Below are 18,164 nucleotides of genomic sequence, written 5' to 3'. Positions count from 1 at the left end.
CAAGCTTTTCTGGTCGGAACCCCCTAAGCCGAGTTTTCAAGGTGCTGCGCCGTCCACTTGGTTTTCGAGACTGGCCTTTTAATTCTAACGTAAAGCCGCCGTAGAACGGCGGGGTTTCAGACCCAAAATTTCCGATGAACATAACTAGGCGAGAATTGATCCAGCAGACAGGTTGGGGGTTGCTGACTTTGGCGATTAGTCAAGGGACCCTTAACCGTCATTTGGCCGCTCTCGCCGCCCCTAATCCCCGAAAATTGGCTCTTTTAGTCGGTATTGACCAGTATGGGGCGAATATTCCGCCGCTGCCCGGCTGTCTTACCGATGTGGAGTTACAAAAAGACCTTCTCCGTTATCGTTTTGGCTTTCAGGATGCTGATATAGTAACTTTAACGGGACAACAAGCCAGTCGAGAAGCGATCGAAGCGGCTTTTTTAGAACACCTGATCGCCCAAGCCAGGTTGGGGGATGTGGTAATTTTTCACTTTAGCGGTTATGGCAGTGTTGGGGCCGGAAAAGAGGTTTTTATTACTGCGGATGGGGCAGAAAATGCTTTACTTAAGGAAAATATCCTGCTGATGGCTCGCTGTCTAGCTACGGATAAGTTTAGCTTGATTTTTGATAGTAGTCATCTCCCCCAACCTCAGCCCTATCTCGGTAATCTCCGCATTCGTTCCTATTCTAGAACCATTACTGATCCTAACCCCGCCGAATTAACTTTCGCTGCCGATATTAAAACCCGTTTTAACCTCAAAAATAAGCCTAGTAACGGCGTTATTCTCGCTGCCGCTAAACCAGAGCAAATCGCCCTGGAATTGAGCGGTAATAGCCCCAATGCTGGCTTATTCACCTATGATCTCACTCAGTATCTCTGGCAAGTTTCCCCCAGTCCGACAATTGCGATCGCTTTTCCCCATCTCCGTAATCTCGTCGCTAGTCACAGCAGTCAACAACAGCAACCGACAATCCTGACCAATAATCAAAATAATTCTGTGTCGCTTTATCATACAACGTCAGAAAAGTCAAGGGGTGGGGCGGCAATTGTTACAAATCTTATTGACGAGCGCACCCTAGAAGTCAATCTGGTCGGCCTCCCCTTAGAAATCCTGGAAAATTACGGAATTAACTCCTGTTTGAGCTTTATTGAGGCGAACGGGGAGGAAATCAGCCTACAAATTCTCTCCCGTCAGGGTTTAAAAGCCAAAGCCCAGTTATTATCACCAACCGCCTCCCTAGAAATAGGACAGATTCTAGAGGAAAAATTGCGGGTTTTTCCGAGTAAAATCGGCTTAATCGTCGGTTTGGATCATAACTTAACCCGGATCGAACGGGTAGATGCTACCAGTACCTTTGCCAGTTTGCCCGATGTGGCCGCCGTGGTTAACATTGGCGAACAAACGGTAGATTGTCTCTTAAGTCGAGTTGGTAGCGAAGAAACTGGCAATTATCAGTTATTATCTGCCAATGGCTCCCTAATTATCGGTAGTTTAGGGGCAGCCAACGAAGCAATTAAATCGGGAATCAAACGACTGCAATCGCAACTAGAAACCCTGCTGGCCTGCAAATTGTGGCACTTGTTGATCAATCAAGAATCCTCCGGTTTAGCCGTCATTGTCACCCTCGAAAGCCTCGATCAAACCTATATCTCCACAGTGCCAACCCAAAAAATTGCGGGTAGCAGGGGGACTAATACCGCTAAAAACGACTTAATTCTGCCCGTCGGTACGGAAATTCGCTATCAAATCGAGAATCAAGAAGAACAACCCCTCTACGCACTGATCCTTGTCCTCAACAGCGATCGCCAACCGCTTTTATACTGTTCCCGTCCAGAAACCCCCGATAATTTCAGCAATTCCAGCCCATTAGCCCCCTTTGTCGTGGCGGCTAAAACCAAGGCCACCATCCCCAATGACCGCCAAGGGCATTGGAAAATTAGTCAACCCAAGGGCATCAGAGAAAATCTACTGATCCTCAGTCGCCATCCTTTCCCGAAAACATTGACCCTTCTCAATGCCAATCAAAGCCTTAAGGGAGAAGCCACCCAACTGCTCACCCTGACTAACCCCCTAGAAATAGCCAGAGCTTTCTGGAGCGATCTAAAATTAGATTTAGGTCTAAAAATGGATAGTTCTGGCAGTGTCATTGATGAATACGCCTTTGATCTGGGAACTTGGTCAGGTTTCCGGTTTATTTATCAAGTTATCGACTAAATCGATAGAATAATTCTATGGAATCCTTGAAAAGAAAAGGTTAAAATCCTAAAACAGCTACCCCTAAATTTCCCGATGAATCTTCTGCCCCGGACAACCCAAAGCCGCCTCAAAAAAATTCCACAAATTCCCAGTGTTTGGGAAGGAGATCGTCGTGCTTTATCCTTATCCGAGAGAATGCCCCGGGCCACCCTAGAACCAAATCAAGAAAGCGGCGGCGAGTGCGTGATCTGGGTGGACGGTAGCGAGGGCTGTGTACGCGCTATGGAAGTAGTTTCCCCTGAAACCGGGCCAGAGGCCATGGTGAGAACCTTAATCCGCGCCATCGAAACACCGCAAAGTCCCGCCCGGCCAGCCAGACCGAAAAAAATTATCGTCCGCGATCGAGAAACACAGTTTTTTCTGCGCGGGGTACTGCAAGATCTCGATATCACCATCGATTATGTCCCCAGTTTGCCCCTGATCGATGATCTCTTTCGTGGATTCGACGAATTCCAAAATAACCGGCCCCCGGCAATTCCTCCCGCTTGGCAGTCCGCTTTAGTGAAAACCGCTCACGAAATTTGGAAAGCTGAACCCTGGTCCTGTTTAGCCGATTACGATATCTTGGAAATTAAGCTCGATCGCCCCGATTTCCCGAATCTTTACGCCTGTGTCATGGGAATGCTCGGTCGGGAATACGGAGTCATTCTCTATCGTTCCCTAGAATCCCTCAAACAATTCCGGCAGTCCGCTTTAGCAGAAAAATCGATGGAAAGATTAGAAAAAGCCTTTCTTTCCCAAGATTGTTGGTTTTTAAGCTACGAATTGGCCGATGATGATGAGGACGATGATGAGGATGACTACGATCTAGCCTCGGCTGCCCCCTCCCAAATCCATCCAGTTTTCGGCAGCGTGCATCCCTACGAAGGTATTCGCCCCTATTTAGATGAAGAAGAAGCAATCACGGTATATTTAGCTTTAATGGCTCTGTTGCGCTTTTTTAAAGGCAATCAATCCGCTTTATCCGAAGAACCGATCGGAGAATTACAGCGTCGTTTTCGCATTCCCCTCGATCCCGAACAAGCAAAAGGGGAAACCGTGGCGGTGACGGTGGCCACGATGCCCGATCTATGTGCGGAATTTATGCAACTCTTGGAGGAGGAGGACGACGACGAGGATGATGAGGATGATGAGGATGATGAGGATGATGAGGATGATGAGGAAGAATCCGTACTCAAGGAGAATCTAGTTCCTGATAATGCACATCTCAGTCTGGGAATGGTTCCCTGGCAATTATTGGATAAAATTCGCAATCGGCCGAGAATCCATTATCAACCCCAGTCCGTACCGACAAAAGGAGAGGGCTTCCCCGTGGTCATGATCCAGACCTCCCGACCGAAAGCCAAGGAACTTATCGAAAAAATCCAACAAGCTGGCGGTTTGGAGGCTATTGGTTTTAACCCCGGCGAAGATCCCCTAGAAGATACCCGTTATGATCTCGGGATTCTGAAAATGGCTAACGGTGATCTCTACCTGTTTGGGGAATTCGAGGAAGATGATCCCGACCACCGTAACGCGCGCCGCAATTGGCAAAAACGCATCAAAAATACCGAGGGTTATTGTGGTTTGATTATTGCCATGGGGGTAACGGGTTCCTCCTGCGGTAATCCCCAATTAAACGATATGTTAGCCCTCTATGAGGCAAAATCGATCAATAGTAAAGATTTAGACTTGGGAGTTTTGACTCTTATGCCTCACTTTGGTTAATTTGAACGGGCAGCGGCGCAGCTTTTTTCAGTGATCAGTAAACTCAAATCTGATCACTGAAATCCCTAAAATTAAGCGACAATGTAAAGTAAGGTAAAACTTTCTGGACAAATTCTTCTTATGGTGTTATTCGGATTCGGAAAAAAATTAACTTTGCCCACAGTAAGGGAGGCACTACCCGGGCGATCGGAAAAAATGCCCGTACCTAGCGGCCACTACGTTAACGGTCATCCTTTACAGCCCCCCTTCCCCGCCGGTATGGAAACCGCAATGTTTGGTTTAGGCTGTTTTTGGGGAGCAGAGCGCAAATTTTGGCAATTAGAAGGAGTTTACAGCACTGCCGTAGGTTATGCGGCTGGTGTCACCCCCAATCCCACCTATCAGGAAGTGTGTACCGGCATGACCGGGCATAATGAAGTGGTTTTAGTGATCTATGATCCCAGCGTGATTTCCTACGAACAACTGTTAAAGGTTTTCTGGGAAAGTCATAATCCCACCCAAGGAATGCGTCAGGGTAATGATACGGGAACCCAGTATCGATCGGGTATCTATACCTATAATCCCCAGCAAAAGCAATTAGCGGAAAAATCTCGATCGATCTACCAAGAAGCTCTCAATAAAGCGGGACATGGTCAAATTACCACGGAAATTATCGACGCACCTGAATTTTATTATGCTGAAGTTTATCATCAGCAGTATTTAGCGAAAAACCCCGGCGGTTACTGCGGTTTAGGGGGAACGAAAGTGGAATGTCCGATCGCTCTTGATCTGAAGTTAAATTAAGTAGGGTCTGCCGAATAATGGTAAAACCCTTTTAAAATAAGGCTTTTGACCTGTTAAAATCCGATGTTCATGCTGCGAAAATAGGATTAAGACCTTCAAAAACCTGGCATTATCTTTCTTGTAGTACATAAACTGGTACAAAAAAAGAGGGCAACAAAGCCTGAAACGACCGGCTACTGACTCCTGACTCCTAACCCCACCAACAAACTTTTTGCCGCAAACCCTAAATATCCGTGAGTGGGAATGTTTTTTCTGTGGGACTTTTCATGATCGAGACGTGAACGCAGCAATTAATATCAAGGTCGCCGGAGGACATACGTTCGACTTTAAACGGACGGGTCGGAAAGCTTAAGACTTCTGTTAAAGAAGCGGCATCCTGTGAAGCCTTAACCCCATTGACGCGACCATTCTAAAAAGGTGGCGTGGTGAGGAATCACCGTCCGTTTACGGAGGACATACGTTCGACTTTAGCCATCAGCGAAAAGCTGGTGGCTGATTCCCAGATCTCAGACAAAAAAACTCGTTTACTTTTCGGTAAACGAGTTTACTTTCCATGATATGATTAATAGTCCTGTGAATTATTTGGCAACTGCTACCGGTGCTTTGACGGGCTGGGGCTGGGGCTGCAGGTCGCGCAAACTTGGGAAAAGGAAGTGGTTTTCCTCCACATATTGCGCTCCAAACAGTCCTTTTTCAGCCCAGAAATAGCGATCGGTTGTATGCTCGTTACGCTTAACAATCAATAAAGCTGGTGGGCTAATGCCTATAGCTTGAATATACTTACGCGCCGCAGTTACGGGTTTATCTTCGCCACTTTCAATACTATACTGGGGTACAAGTTCAAGTATCTTACGTCCTTCTTGACGACGGCGACTCTTACGTTTCCGTTTTCTGGCCAACCCAATTACCTCCTGTTTTGGCTAATCGTTGTAATGATAGTTACAAAAGCCGTAGCGATTATATCCCTTCTAGACCAAGAAATCAAGTGTCCCTCACAAACTTAATTACAAACAAATTTGACTAGAAGCTAGACTGAGACTATGTTTAAGTTTTTCTGACAAAAACACACCCACAAATATCGATACAAAACTTATTATTCTTAAACTTTTTTTAATATATGCCGTGATCCACCCCTAAAATAGTGACCAAACCCTTGTCCTAATTGCTTTTTGCTGGCTGCCCTCGACCCAAGAGGATGGCCATTCTCTCCTGTGTAAACTGGGAAACAAAACTCGCAATCCTAGCTGTATCTAGGTTTTCTGATTTTTTACTTTTTACTTTCTTGGTATGCCCTTCTCCTCCCCCTCCCGGACTCCCCTTAGTGATGATTTTATTGCCCTCTGTCAGGCACAGATGGAACTTTTGCGGGAGCAAATGGAAGCGGACAGAAGTGCGGTTTATTTAACTGAACCTTTATCGAGTGATTTAATTCCAGTCGTTGTTTATCCACCTTTTAATCCCCCTTCTCCCCAAAAAAAGCGGCTTTCCTTACAACCGGGGCAACCAGCGGCAGACTTGTTAACTGCGGTTAAGTTAGAAGATTTATCCCACCTCTGGAGTAATCAGGAGACCGTCAGCAGTCATCGCTTGTTTTTACCCTTAATGTATGAAGAGGGCATGATCGGATTATTGGTGACAACCAGAGAAAAACGACCTTGGCAAAGTTGGGAATTAACCCAGATGGAAAAAATCACCCAAACCCTCGCTTTAGCCTGTGTACTCGATCGGCAATTGGGAGAAGAACGTTATTATCGACAATGGCAAAGTCAGCGCCTCGATACCTTTCTCCATCAAATCCGCAATCCCCTCACCGCTTTAAAAACCTTTGGTAAACTTCTGATCAAAAGACTTTTAGCCGAAGAAGGTAACGATCCCGCCATTACTGGTATCCTGAGAGAAAGCGATCGAGTTCGGGACTTAATTGCCGAATTTGAGGCACAAATTCAGCAAGAAAGCGAAAATTACCCCACCGTCGATATTCCTCTCCTGCAAGCGCAATCTTCCCCTACCGCCTTTCTCTTGCCTGCTGGCAGCGGCCAACTAACTCCGATCGATCTCCATGATATTCTCGATCCGCTGCTCCTTTCCGCCCAAGCGGTAGCCAAAGAGAGAAATCTCAGTCTAGAAACGATTCACGGGGAAGACATACCACTTATTTGCGCCAATATCCCCGGTTTGCGGGAAGTATTCAGCAATTTAATTGATAATGCCCTCAAATATACTCCTGCGGGCGGAAAAGTCACCGTCGAGGTGCAGAATGTTAAGAATAGTGTAGAAATTGTTTTTAAAGACACGGGTTATGGTATAACGAGAGGCGATCAAGAAAGAATTTTTCAACGTCACTACCGGGGAGTGCAAGCAGGGGGAGATATACCCGGTACAGGATTGGGTTTGGCGATCGCAAAAGAATTAATTACCAGCATGGGGGGGACGATTGAATTTATCAGTCCCAATCCCGAGCAAAGAAGTTCCCTCTACCCCGGCACGGTTTTTCGGGTTCAGATACCAGTTATAGCCGATGATAACCTCAGTATAGAGGGATGATCTGGTCGTCAATTCTGCCTATTTTCTCGCTCGGGAGATTCCTGGGGGGATCGGTTAGAATATAAGGAAAATATCAGTGTCAATGGTAACTTGGCTGTGAACCGAAGAATTAACTAATTATGCCAACTATCGAACAATTAGAACCCGCTAATAAGGCCGATGTGGTAGTATATATGCCCTACTATGCCAAGGACAAACATAGTATCCTGCCCTATGCGATCGCTTTGTATCAAGCAGGATCTTTAGAAGGTCGTCGTCGCATAGAAAGCAGTCAAGGGATTCCCTTTGTGGCCTCTTGGTATGTATCAAAATTGCCCTCGGAATTAACCCGTTGTCGTTTACAATTTGAAGGACAGGCCGACCTAAGCTATGAGATAACGATTATTAACGCCGAGTTTATCGAATATCTCATCGATGCGATTAAAACCTTTAAGCAGCTAGGTTCGGCCGACTTTTCGCAGGGATTTTATCGGAAACTGCTGCGATTTGAAGAATAAAAGTCGGGATTTTAAGGGTTAAAAGGAGCAAATCGTGGCGAAATCAGCCAAATCTATACTCATCTCTTCCCTGGAACCCCTCAGTGGTAAATCGGGAACTATCGTCGGTTTAGCGCATCTCTTGCGGCAAAAAGGACTAGAGATAAGTTACGGCAAACCAGTGGGCAATTGTCCGGGATACGTCGATGGGCAATTGGTCGATGAGGATGTAGAATTTATCCGGCAATTACTAGAATTATCCACCGAGCAGCTGCGTTTACCCCTGATCTATACAGATGTGGATTCCGTTGCTAAACGTCTGCAAGGTGCAGATAAACAGGACTACGGCAATATTCTTGCTGGCTATCTCGAGCGGGTTAACAGTGATATTACCCTCCTCGAAGGGCCGGGGACTCTCTGGGAAGGGAGTATTTTTCAGTTATCGATGGGGGAGATGGCCAAAATTCTCCAGACTCCGATCCTATTGGTGGCCCGCTATAGTTCTCCCCTGATTGCCGATAGTCTGCTGAAAGCGCAACAGGAATTAAATAATCAGCTGCTGGGGGTAGTAATTAGCGATATCCCCACCGATGATTGGGATGAAGTACAATCTCTCCTAAAACCCTATCTGGCAAGCCAAGGCGTGGAAGTTTTAGGACTGTTACCCGCTAGTAAACTGCTGCGCAGTATTAGTGTTCGGGAAATTGTCCATCTTTTAGGGGCCAAAGTATTATGTCGGCCCGATCGTTTGGATTGGATGGTAGAAAGTTTAGCGATCGGGGCAATGAATGTCAACGCCGCTTTAGAATATTTTCGCAAGGGGGAAAATATGGCCGTGATTACGGGCGGCGATCGCACGGATCTACAGTTAGCTGCCCTAGAAACTTCTACCACCTGTTTAATCTTAACCGGTTCCATCTCTCCAGATCCCCTGATTCTGGGCCGGGCCGAGGATTTAGAAGTACCGATTCTCTCGGTAAATTTAGATACTCTCACCACCGTGGAAATCGTCGATCAGGCCTTCGGGAAGATTCGCTTACAGGAACAGGTAAAAGTCGCTTGTATTCGAGAATTAATGGAGGAATATTTCCAGATCGATCGCCTGTTAGAAAAGTTAACAATAGGGGCGTAATTTCTCCCCGGCTGCCGAGAATTTCATTGGAAATCCCTTCATGAGTCTATCATCCTCCCCTGTGTCCCCTCCGGTCAAAGAAAATGACTGGAGCTTATTATTAAGATTACTTCCCTACGCAAAAAAGCAAAAAGCCCTGCTATTTTGGTCATTAATACTTCTTTTTCCTCTATCTCTCACAGGGGCGATCCAACCCTTAATTATCGGTCAAGCGGTCTCCCTTTTGCAGAAGGAGCAAACTTGGGATTTTTTGGCTCAAATGCCCTTAACAGCAGCCATTAATACCTTAATTATTATCCTGTCAGCTTCGATTATTTTACGACTGATTTTAGGGACAATGCAAGGTTATCTAGTGCAGAAAGTCGGTCAGTCAATTACTGCTAATGTCCGGGAAGATTTATTTACCCATGTCACCTCCCTTTCCTCAAGTTTTTTTGATCGCTCTCCCGTGGGACGTTTAGTCACTCGTTTAACCAGCGATGTGGAAGCATTAGGAGAAGTTTTTGCTAGTGGGGCGATCGGAGTTGTCAGTGATTTGGTCAATATTTTAGTTATTATCCTCACCATGTTTACCCTGCAATGGCAATTAGCTCTATTGTTGGTGTTGATGTTATTTCCCGTCACTGCTTTAATTATCTTTTTTCAAAAACAATACCGCATCGCTAACTATCAAGTACGCGAGGAATTATCAAAACTTAATGCCCAATTACAGGAAAATGTAGTCGGAGTTAATATTGTTCAATTATTTCGCCGCGAACGCTTTAATGCTGAAATGTTTCGCGCTATCAATACTCAATATCGTCAATCCCTAGATAAAACAATTTTTTATGATTCGGCCGTCTCAGCTACTTTGGAATGGATCGGATTAATTGCCGTGGGAGGAGTATTATGGTTAGGCGGGATTTTTATTCTCCAGAAAACTATTGATTTTGGGGTTTTATCAGCTTTTATTTTATTCTCCCAACGTCTCTTTAATCCCCTGCGTCAGTTTGCCGAAAAATTTACCATGTTTCAAGCGGGTTTTACTGCTATAGAACGAATTGGTGAATTAATTAGTATTCCCATTGAAATCACCGATTCTAACAATTATAAAGAGATTTACTTCCCAGAGAAACGTCAAACTGGCGAGATTATTTTTGAGAATGTTTGGTTTGGTTATAAACCCGATGAATATATTATCAAAGGTCTCAATTTTACCATTCATCCAGGTGAAAAAGTCGCTTTAGTCGGTCCCACCGGTGCGGGAAAAAGTTCGATTATTCGTCTTCTCTGTCGTCTTTACGAACCAAGTAAGGGCAGAATTCTAGTGGATGGTATCGATATCCGTTATCTTCCCCAAGCGGAGTTAAGACGTTATATCGGTGTCATTCTCCAAGAAACTTTTCTCTTTGCCGGAGATGTTACTCGCAATATTACTTTAGGGGAAAATTATGATTTTGAGCAAGTGAAGGCAGCAGCTAAATTAACTAATATCGATCACTTTATCGAGGAGTTACCCGATGGTTATCATACCCTTTTACGGGAACGGGGTGCAAATTTATCGGGAGGACAAAAACAATTACTCGCTTTTGCGAGAGTCGCTATTCGTAACCCCGAAATTTTAGTTTTAGATGAAGCTACCGCTAGTTTAGACGTGGGGACAGAAGTATTAATTCAAGAAGCTTTAGAACAGATTTTAGTCGATCGTACTGCTATTATTATCGCCCATCGTCTCTCCACTATTCGCGATGTCGATCGAATTCTTGTCCTTAAACGCGGGGAATTAGTCGAATCGGGAACCCATGAAGATTTATTAACCGAAGACGGCCTCTACGCTAGTTTATATAAACTGCAAATGTTAGGCACAGATAGTTAACAGTTATCAGTGATCAGTGATCAGTTATCAGTTATCAGATTAAAGTGATAAGTGATAAGTTTTAAGTTTTAAATGATATTATTCGCCGATCAATCTTCACTAATTACTGTTTACTGATTACTGTTTACTGTTTACTGTTTACTGATCACTGACAAATCCCCCACTTCCCACTTCTCACAATGCCTTCGCCAGAATCTGCTCCGCTATTAGCACAACTACAAAGAAAAGTCAATAGTTTAGACGTACCATTTTATGCACCAGGGCATAAGCAGGGGGAAGGAATCGGGGAAGATTTAAGTAATTTACTGGGAAAAAGCGTCTTTAAAGCCGATTTACCCGAATTACCCGACCTTGATAATTTGTTTGCCCCGACGGGGGTGATTAAAGAAGCGCAAATTTTAGCAGCCGAGACATTTGGGGCAGATAAAAGCTGGTTTTTAGTCAATGGCTCCAGTTGTGGCATTATTGCGGCGATTTTAGCCACTTGCGGCGAGGGAGATAAAATTATTTTGGCGAGAAATATTCATAAATCGGCAATTTCGGGCTTAATTCTCTCTGGGGCGCAGCCTATCTTTATCAATCCCGAATATAATCCCACTATCGATCTAAATTTAAATATAACCCCCCAATCCCTCGAAAATGCCCTGAAACTTCATCCCGACACCAAAGCGGTGATGGTAGTCTCTCCCACCTATCAAGGGGTTTGCTGTGACTTAGAAACTATCGCCCAGATTACCGATCATTATTCTATCCCGCTGCTTGTCGATGAGGCTCACGGGGCGCATTTTGCCTTTCATCCCGATTTACCTCCGGCTGCCCTGTCTCTCGGCGCCGATATGGCTATTCAGTCCACCCATAAGGTTTTGGGGGCCTTAACTCAAGCATCGATGTTACACTTAAAAAGCGATCGCATTAGTTCCGAAAAAGTCGATCGAGCCTTACAATTAGTTCAAACCACTAGCCCTAGTTATTTGCTTCTCGCCTCCCTTGATAGTGCTAGAAAGCAAATGGCGACGCAAGGACTAGATTTACTGACCAAAACCCTCGATTTAGCCGCTACTGCCCGAAAAGAACTCGATAAAATTCCTAATATCTCTGTTTTAGACTTTCCCCATTCTATCCCGGGTTGTCACTGGTTCGATCGCACTCGTTTAACGGTAATCGTCAAAGATTTTGGCTTAACCGGTTACGAAATAGACGATATTTTGCGAGAAAAATACGCTGTCACGGCGGAATTACCGACTTTAAGCCAACTTACTTTTATTATCTCCATCGGCAATCATCGCGAACACATTAATCGCCTAATTACTGCTTTTCAATCCCTTCAATCTCCTTCCTCTACCAGTTTACCCCCGACTCCTGCCCCAGTCACGGGAAATTTGGCTATTTCTCCTAGAAAGGCTTTTTTTGCCCCTACAGAGATAGTATCCCAGAAAAATGCCCTCGATCGTCTTAGCGCTGATGTTATCTGTCCCTATCCCCCCGGTATTCCCGTTTTGATGCCGGGAGAGTTGATTTCTCAGGAAATCCTCGACTATCTGCAAACTATTTTAGACCTCGGTGGCACGATTACTGGCGGTAGTGATGATAATTTAACTACTTTCAGGGTTTTAAAATAATCGCAAAATTATCCGATATATTAGCCCGAAAAAGGCGGTAATAGCAATTGCTCCGATGGCTGCCATCACGGCAATGATAGCAATTTCAGGAAAACTTAGGGTTCCTTGCAGTTGCGGAATTAACAGGAAGGCGAGAGTAATTGCTGCTAGAATCGGTAAATCTCTCCCTTCAATCACTTTTTTAAATAATGCCAAAACTAAGCCTCCTAAGATCATAAAAGCGATGACAATTCCTACCGAGGGGACTAAACTATTTAAGGCAATTACTAATAATGTCCCTTCAAATCCTGTAAAGGCAGCATTAGCGAAAGTTTCCCCAAGAGAAAAGCGGGAAGTTTTTCTAATCACTGGAGAAGCTGGAGGAGATGGAGGAATTGGGGAAGGTGGAGGAGATGGGGGAGGTGTATTTAAAGCGGTTAAAACTTCTCCACAGGATTGAAATCTATCCAGGGGATTTGCCAGTAACATTTTATTGAATACTCGTGCTAAATCTGCACTGATGTTAGGGGCATAATTTTGCCAATTCCAGACCTGTTTTTGCGGATCGTATAGATCATCAGGATCCCGATTAGTTAAGAGTATAACACAGGTAGCTGCTAGGGCATATAAATCCGTGGCTGCCGATACCTGATTGCCTAATTGTTGTTCGGGAGGGGCAAATCCGGCCGAGTAAATTGTTGTGGATTTCTCCTGTGTATTATTGGGATTATTGGTAGCCTGTTTTACTGCCCCAAAATCGAGTAAATAGAGGCGGCCATTTTTGTCGCGCATGATGTTAGATGGTTTTATATCCCGGTGAATGGAACCATTTTCATGAATAAATTTGAGGATAAGAAGTAATTCTTTGAGAATGTTTTTGACTTCACTTTCTTGAAAGGGTTTTTGTTGCTGTTGGAGAATTTCTTCTAAGTTTTTACCGTCGATATATTCCTGGGCCAGATAGAAAAATTGCTCTTCTTCTCCCGTTAATTGATTCTTGACTGTTAAAGGGAAAAAAGCATAGAGATCGGGGATTTGGGGATGTTCTCGGCCTAAATCTTCTAAAACGTGCGCTTCTTGAAAAAATAAGTTTTTTGCTTTTTCTAAAGCTTGCGGACTTAAATTACCGGAAGGTTGAAATTGTTTGAGTACACATTTAGCTTTTTTGGGACTATAGCGATCTACTGCTAAAAATGCCGCACCAAATCCCCCTTGTCCCAATAGACGTTCCGGCAAATAACGTCCCCCTAAAATTAACGGCATCCCGCAAGTAGTACAATATTTCTGCTCGATCGAGGTTAAGCGATTGCTATCGTCTAGGTCTAGGCATTGATTACGCGGTCTCGGACAGTGGGGACGCGTACAAATAACTTCCATAGTCACCGTTTCCCGTGGTACTGCTCTTAGTTTAGCTACTACCGGCAATTCGGGTTAAAATTTTTATTCTTAAGAAAGAGTTAAAAAGGGAGTTCGTAGGCCGAAACGGATTCCCACCGTACTACAAGGTTAGCAGAAATTTTGGAGTTTGTCAAGTCTTTGGCTGAAAAAAATTCAGCCAGATAAGGGCGGTTATCTTAATGGTGGAGTGGGAAGTCTCGGCGCTTTTCTTTAGTTGAATGAGCGTGCCAGACGATTAACCCCGGTGTGTAATAACTGTTCCAAGCTTTGGCGATCGCTGATGGCTTGAAGATTGATCACAAAACAGGTTAAACCCAGTCCAAAGAGGATAAAAGTGGGGGCCATAACCACACCAATCATTAACCAAGTGGCGACGTGGAGAAACATGGTGATAGCGAACAACAAAGCTAGGGAAGCAATGGGGAAGATTTGACGGGTAGGACGACCGAAATAGAGAAAAAGAACGGTTAAAACGGTGGTTACTAAGTTAGCGGGTACTAAAAAGGCACAAATCGAGACGCAATAGTTGCGGGAAAATTCAGCGAGAGTATTAAAATCTATCATGAATATTAGTTTACAATTGCCTGAGTCTTAGCACTGTCGATTGTAGCGGAAAAATTAGATGATTGGGATGAAGGTGACTAAAGGCTGTGGTGCAATAGATTTTCGAGAGGGAGCTAAAACGAGGATCGGGGTATAGATCCTCCGGTTATAATGAAATCTGGGAAAATGACACCGCCCCATCCCGAAAACTCTTACCCCTTGCTAGGTATAATTGATCGCAGGAAAAATTTTATGAGTAAATTTGTCTTTGTCACCGGGGGAGTCGTCTCCAGTATTGGGAAAGGAATTGTCGCCGCTAGTTTGGGAAGATTGTTGAAAAGTCGGGATTATTCCGTCTCAATTCTGAAATTAGACCCCTATATCAACGTGGATCCGGGTACGATGAGTCCTTTTCAACACGGAGAGGTATTTGTCACCGATGATGGGGCCGAAACCGACCTCGACCTTGGCCACTACGAACGTTTTACCGATACGGAACTCTCCCGTCTCAATAGTGTGACTACCGGCTCGATTTATCAAGCGGTATTGAATAAAGAGCGCCGTGGTGCTTATATGGGGGGAACTGTGCAGGTAATTCCCCATATTACCAACGAAATCAAGGAAAGGATTCTCCGGGTGGCCAAAGATACCAACCCCGATATTGTCATCACAGAAATTGGTGGTACGGTGGGAGACATCGAATCTTTGCCCTTTTTAGAAGCAATTAGGCAATTTAGGAAGGATGTAGGTCGAAATAACGTGGTTTATATGCACGTTACCCTAATTCCTTGGATTCCGGCCGCTAAGGAGATGAAAACTAAACCGACGCAACACTCGGTCAAGGAATTAAGATCGATCGGTATTCAACCGGATGTGTTAGTCTGTCGTTGTCATCTACCCCTACAACCGGGGTTAAAAGAAAAACTCTCAGCTTTCTGTGATGTGCCGGTGGAATCGGTGATTACTGCTCAGGATGCCAGCAGTATCTACGAAGTTCCCCTCAATCTGGAAAAAGAGGGATTAGCGCAACAAACCCTAGAATTATTAAACCTGGGTTCCCGACACCCCCATCTGGAGGAGTGGGAAAATCTCATCCGACAGATGCAATCCCCCGGTCAAAAATTAGAGATAGCTATCGTTGGTAAATATGTGCAGTTGGGGGACGCTTATCTCTCGGTGGTAGAGGCCCTCAAACACGCTGCTATTGCCCTTGATAGCGAGATAGAATTGCGTTGGGTAAGTGCCGAAGATGTGGATAACGATTCGGCCGAAGCTCATTTAAGCGGTGTTGACGGTATTGTTGTACCCGGTGGTTTTGGTATTAGGGGTGTGGATGGTAAAATTAAGGCGATCGAGTATGCTAGGGTCAATAATATTCCTTTCTTGGGTCTCTGTTTAGGGATGCAGTGTTCGATTATCGAATGGGGTCGCAATGTGGCCCGATTAGAAAGGGCCAATAGTTCCGAATTTGAAGAAGATACACCCAATCCGGTGATTAATTTACTGCCAGAACAGGCAGATGTGGTGGATTTAGGGGGAACAATGCGCTTAGGTCTCTATCCCTGCCGTTTAAATCCCGATAGTCTGGCTTTCTCCCTCTACGGTCAAGAGGTTATCTATGAGCGCCATCGTCACCGTTACGAGTTTAATAATGCCTATCGTAGTCTCTTTTTCGAGACTGGTTATCTGGTGAGTGGCACTTCTCCTGATGGTCGTTTGGTGGAAATTATCGAACTACCAAAACATCCTTTCTTTATTGCTACCCAATTTCACCCCGAATTTCGCTCTCGTCCCAATAAAGCTCATCCTCTCTTTTCTGGTTTCATGAAAGCGGCCCTCAAAGGTAGAGAGCAAAAGTTCTCCCTTAGTAGTCAGCATTCAGCTATTAGTTAAATTTTAGCTTTGCTGGTCTGATTGGCTCTAAATCTGGTTTTTTGGGGGGAAACCCCCGAAAATTTGTCATCTTAACCCCAGTTTGGCCTAAGGTTTTCCGAATTGACGTTGATAAACTACTTCTTCCTTGCCAGATTCCAGTTTAATGTCGGAGCGAGGATAGGCCACACATAACAAAGCATAGCCTTCTTTTTGCAGGTCGGGGGATAATCCCATGCCGTCACCCTGTTCGACGCTACCCTGGGAAAGTTGAGCGGCGCAGGTAGTACATACGCCCGCATTGCAAGAACTGGGTAAGTCGATTCCCGCATCGTAGGCCGCTTGTAGTATAGTTTGATCTTCCCTAACTTCGATCGTTTGTGTTGTTCCTAAATGAGAAATTTCTACTTTGTAGGTTGTGGTCATAGCTAACGAATGATGCTTTGAACGTCACCTATTTTATCATTCTAGATACCCCCCCAAAAAATCGATCGCTCCGATAGTGAGCGATCAAATAAACCTTAAACAGACAATGATGCTAATAATTCCATCGTGGTCCTTTTTGACCACCGGAGCGCCAACCTTTTCCGTTTCTTGTGTCGAGATGGACAAAACCCCGGCGCGCTCCATACCCTAGTGCCCCGAACCAATGCAGATCGAGCCACGTCTGAAACCTAGACAAAGAGCCGGGATTGACCGGTCGAATATCGACCGCGCGACCATAAAGGTGCTGAGAATTACTGGCTCCCCCGACGGCGCGATGGCGGGCGGGCGATACCAGGAAGTAAGTAGGGTTTGCTGAAAAAATCAGATAGGAAAAAGTTATGATGCTAAGGACAAATTCTGTTTCTTGAATGATAAGTGATTCTGTTGACAATTCTCAATTAACATCAAGATAACTGATAGAAAAGACCGAAAACAGTAACTTTTATGATTTCGGCTAAAAAGAAACAGTAAAACCTGCCGTAGCAGGGTAGAAAGATTAACCACTAAAAGGGTAATGGCGATGGAAGTTTCTGACGTTTCTGAAAGTTTAGTCATCACTCTATCGAGTCCAAAACGTCTTTTAGCTTGTCCAAATTTGCCCTCAATACGATGGCGAAACTTTTCATCTAACTGAGCTTGTTTTTTTAGTTCAGCACTTCGATTCTTCGGTGGTCTTCCCAATGGTAATCCACTTAATCTGATTCCTCTTGCTTGGTGCGCGTTCCCTGGCGCCGTGCGACGGCGCTGGGTCGCATCCGCTTCCTGACACCATGCCAAGTTTTCTCTGGTTCGATAAATTTTATCGACATGAACGGATTCGGGATAACAACCATAAGTCTCTTTAAAGTTTTCTACTTGCGCTTTCAAATCTTGAGATTCATTAAAGTTTTCCCAACTTATAGCGGTTTTCACAGAAGTGAGTCCCGATTGAAACGCCTATCTATCAAGGGATTTACTATACCTCATTAGACTGAAAACCGCTATAAACGGTCTAAGAAAACAAACTGCTCAACATAGGAAACAGATAGCTTTGCGCCCCCCTTGCCCCCCTGACGTCGGGGGGGTTGGGGAGGCCGGCTTTGCCTCTCACAATAGGACGTACATGAGGTTGACTTAAACTGACAATTCTCTGGTCAACCCTTGTTTTTTTCTCTGACCACATCTCCCGTTGTTGACGAGAGACTTCTTCAATGACTAATAGCAGTTTATATTGTCTTTTACTTAAACAAGTTAAGGAGGCTCCTAATTCAGGGTGAGAGCATCTCAAACGCTATTGACAATTGGCCAATTTTGTGATCCGCGTGGGCATTTCAAGTGATACCAGTCAATCAGAATAGTTACGAAATCTTCACATTTGGTCGATTTTTGCTTAACAATTGAGGTTCTTCGTTACTTGGTATGGTTCGATCAGGGGGCAGAAATCGGCTAAATCTTTATCTGGCAAGAGACTTAATTGATTAGCTCGTTCTAGATTGAAAACAATTGGCAAAAATCGAAGCAATGTCTTTCTATATAAGGGTT

Annotated in this window: 14 protein-coding genes and 2 pseudogenes; 10 read left to right on the top strand and 6 right to left on the bottom strand. The window is 44.6% G+C overall.

Features of this window, described 5'->3' with window-relative positions:
* Positions 1-134 precede the first annotated feature (134 nt).
* The 4 genes and pseudogenes from IM456_RS08000 to IM456_RS07985 all read left to right on the top strand — a co-directional run.
* Positions 135-2,207: a caspase family protein gene (locus IM456_RS08000; protein ID WP_287692728.1), complete on the top strand. Its 2,073-nt coding sequence runs from the start codon at positions 135-137 to the stop codon at positions 2,205-2,207.
* Positions 2,208-2,282: 75 nt separating this feature from the next.
* Positions 2,283-3,956 (top strand): DUF6930 domain-containing protein, encoded by a 1,674-nt coding sequence (locus tag IM456_RS07995; RefSeq protein WP_149986701.1) that lies wholly within the window; start codon positions 2,283-2,285, stop codon positions 3,954-3,956.
* Positions 3,957-4,076: 120 nt separating this feature from the next.
* Complete coding sequence (gene msrA, locus IM456_RS07990; RefSeq protein ID WP_287692730.1) at positions 4,077-4,739, top strand: peptide-methionine (S)-S-oxide reductase MsrA; 663 nt, start codon at positions 4,077-4,079, stop codon at positions 4,737-4,739.
* Positions 4,740-4,956: 217 nt separating this feature from the next.
* A pseudogene (locus tag IM456_RS07985) lies at positions 4,957-5,152 on the top strand (zinc ribbon domain-containing protein); the annotation flags it as partial.
* Between the two features lie 165 nt (positions 5,153-5,317).
* On the opposite strand, the gene IM456_RS07980 reads toward IM456_RS07985, so the two are convergent.
* Positions 5,318-5,638, bottom strand: coding sequence for a DUF3155 domain-containing protein (locus tag IM456_RS07980; protein ID WP_002768353.1), 321 nt, complete (start codon positions 5,636-5,638; stop codon positions 5,318-5,320).
* A gap of 388 nt (positions 5,639-6,026) precedes the next feature.
* On the opposite strand from IM456_RS07980, the gene IM456_RS07975 reads away from it, so the two are divergent.
* The 5 genes from IM456_RS07975 (at position 6,027) to IM456_RS07955 (ending at position 12,365) form a co-directional block, all read left to right on the top strand.
* Positions 6,027-7,283, top strand: coding sequence for a GAF domain-containing sensor histidine kinase (locus IM456_RS07975; protein WP_149986797.1), 1,257 nt, complete (start codon positions 6,027-6,029; stop codon positions 7,281-7,283).
* A 119-nt stretch (positions 7,284-7,402) separates the two neighbouring features.
* Positions 7,403-7,780 (top strand): type IV pilus biogenesis protein EbsA, encoded by a 378-nt coding sequence (gene ebsA, locus IM456_RS07970; RefSeq protein WP_149986796.1) that lies wholly within the window; start codon positions 7,403-7,405, stop codon positions 7,778-7,780.
* Between the two features lie 34 nt (positions 7,781-7,814).
* On the top strand, positions 7,815-8,891 hold the full coding sequence (locus tag IM456_RS07965) for a phosphotransacetylase family protein (protein ID WP_149986795.1): 1,077 nt from the start codon (positions 7,815-7,817) through the stop codon (positions 8,889-8,891).
* Between the two features lie 40 nt (positions 8,892-8,931).
* The gene (locus tag IM456_RS07960; RefSeq protein ID WP_149986794.1) at positions 8,932-10,746 is read left to right on the top strand and encodes an ABC transporter ATP-binding protein; all 1,815 of its coding nucleotides are present in this window, start codon (positions 8,932-8,934) and stop codon (positions 10,744-10,746) included.
* A 179-nt stretch (positions 10,747-10,925) separates the two neighbouring features.
* A complete protein-coding gene (locus tag IM456_RS07955) occupies positions 10,926-12,365 on the top strand; it encodes an aminotransferase class I/II-fold pyridoxal phosphate-dependent enzyme (RefSeq protein ID WP_149986793.1) in 1,440 nt (479 codons plus the stop codon).
* On the opposite strand, the gene IM456_RS07950 is transcribed toward IM456_RS07955, so the two are convergent.
* Together IM456_RS07950 and IM456_RS07945 are read right to left on the bottom strand one after the other, a co-directional pair.
* Entirely contained in the window at positions 12,357-13,721 is a 1,365-nt protein-coding gene (locus tag IM456_RS07950) for a serine/threonine-protein kinase (protein ID WP_149986792.1), read from the bottom strand. The genes IM456_RS07955 and IM456_RS07950 overlap by 9 nt on opposite strands.
* A 231-nt stretch (positions 13,722-13,952) precedes the next feature.
* On the bottom strand, positions 13,953-14,306 hold the full coding sequence (locus IM456_RS07945; protein WP_002798561.1) for a hypothetical protein: 354 nt from the start codon (positions 14,304-14,306) through the stop codon (positions 13,953-13,955).
* 231 nt (positions 14,307-14,537) lie between these two features.
* Between IM456_RS07945 and pyrG the strand changes: the two genes are divergently transcribed.
* The gene (pyrG, locus tag IM456_RS07940; protein WP_149986791.1) at positions 14,538-16,178 is read left to right on the top strand and encodes a glutamine hydrolyzing CTP synthase; all 1,641 of its coding nucleotides are present in this window, start codon (positions 14,538-14,540) and stop codon (positions 16,176-16,178) included.
* 87 nt (positions 16,179-16,265) lie between these two features.
* On the opposite strand, the gene IM456_RS07935 is transcribed toward pyrG, so the two are convergent.
* From IM456_RS07935 to IM456_RS07925, 3 genes and pseudogenes are all read right to left on the bottom strand, one after another.
* A complete protein-coding gene (locus tag IM456_RS07935) occupies positions 16,266-16,583 on the bottom strand; it encodes a 2Fe-2S iron-sulfur cluster-binding protein (protein WP_061431283.1) in 318 nt (105 codons plus the stop codon).
* Between the two features lie 112 nt (positions 16,584-16,695).
* Positions 16,696-17,034, bottom strand: a complete 339-nt coding sequence (locus tag IM456_RS07930) for a D-Ala-D-Ala carboxypeptidase family metallohydrolase (RefSeq protein WP_253881206.1) — start codon at positions 17,032-17,034, stop codon at positions 16,696-16,698.
* Positions 16,980-17,892, bottom strand: a pseudogene (locus IM456_RS07925) (transposase); the annotation flags it as partial. The pseudogene IM456_RS07925 and the gene IM456_RS07930, both read right to left, overlap by 55 nt.
* Positions 17,893-18,164: the final 272 nt, after the last annotated feature.

The organism is Microcystis sp. M079S1, from assembly GCF_020246425.1.
GTDB classification, from domain to species: domain Bacteria; phylum Cyanobacteriota; class Cyanobacteriia; order Cyanobacteriales; family Microcystaceae; genus Microcystis; species Microcystis aeruginosa.
The sequence above is the reverse complement of the archived record's forward strand: the minus strand, read 5'-3'. Positions and strand labels throughout refer to the sequence as shown.

Excerpts from the sequence above, each read along its gene's own strand:
- IM456_RS07955 (WP_149986793.1), top strand. The coding sequence starts at position 10,926 with ATGCCTTCGCCAGAATCTGCTCCGCTATTAGCACAACTACAAAGAAAA.
- msrA (WP_287692730.1), top strand. The coding sequence starts at position 4,077 with ATGGTGTTATTCGGATTCGGAAAAAAATTAACTTTGCCCACAGTAAGG.
- IM456_RS07945 (WP_002798561.1), bottom strand. The coding sequence starts at position 14,306 with ATGATAGATTTTAATACTCTCGCTGAATTTTCCCGCAACTATTGCGTC.
- IM456_RS07975 (WP_149986797.1), top strand. The coding sequence starts at position 6,027 with ATGCCCTTCTCCTCCCCCTCCCGGACTCCCCTTAGTGATGATTTTATT.
- IM456_RS07950 (WP_149986792.1), bottom strand. The coding sequence starts at position 13,721 with ATGGAAGTTATTTGTACGCGTCCCCACTGTCCGAGACCGCGTAATCAA.
- pyrG (WP_149986791.1), top strand. The coding sequence starts at position 14,538 with ATGAGTAAATTTGTCTTTGTCACCGGGGGAGTCGTCTCCAGTATTGGG.
- IM456_RS07995 (WP_149986701.1), top strand. The coding sequence starts at position 2,283 with ATGAATCTTCTGCCCCGGACAACCCAAAGCCGCCTCAAAAAAATTCCA.
- IM456_RS07935 (WP_061431283.1), bottom strand. The coding sequence starts at position 16,583 with ATGACCACAACCTACAAAGTAGAAATTTCTCATTTAGGAACAACACAA.
- IM456_RS07960 (WP_149986794.1), top strand. The coding sequence starts at position 8,932 with ATGAGTCTATCATCCTCCCCTGTGTCCCCTCCGGTCAAAGAAAATGAC.
- IM456_RS08000 (WP_287692728.1), top strand. The coding sequence starts at position 135 with ATGAACATAACTAGGCGAGAATTGATCCAGCAGACAGGTTGGGGGTTG.
- ebsA (WP_149986796.1), top strand. The coding sequence starts at position 7,403 with ATGCCAACTATCGAACAATTAGAACCCGCTAATAAGGCCGATGTGGTA.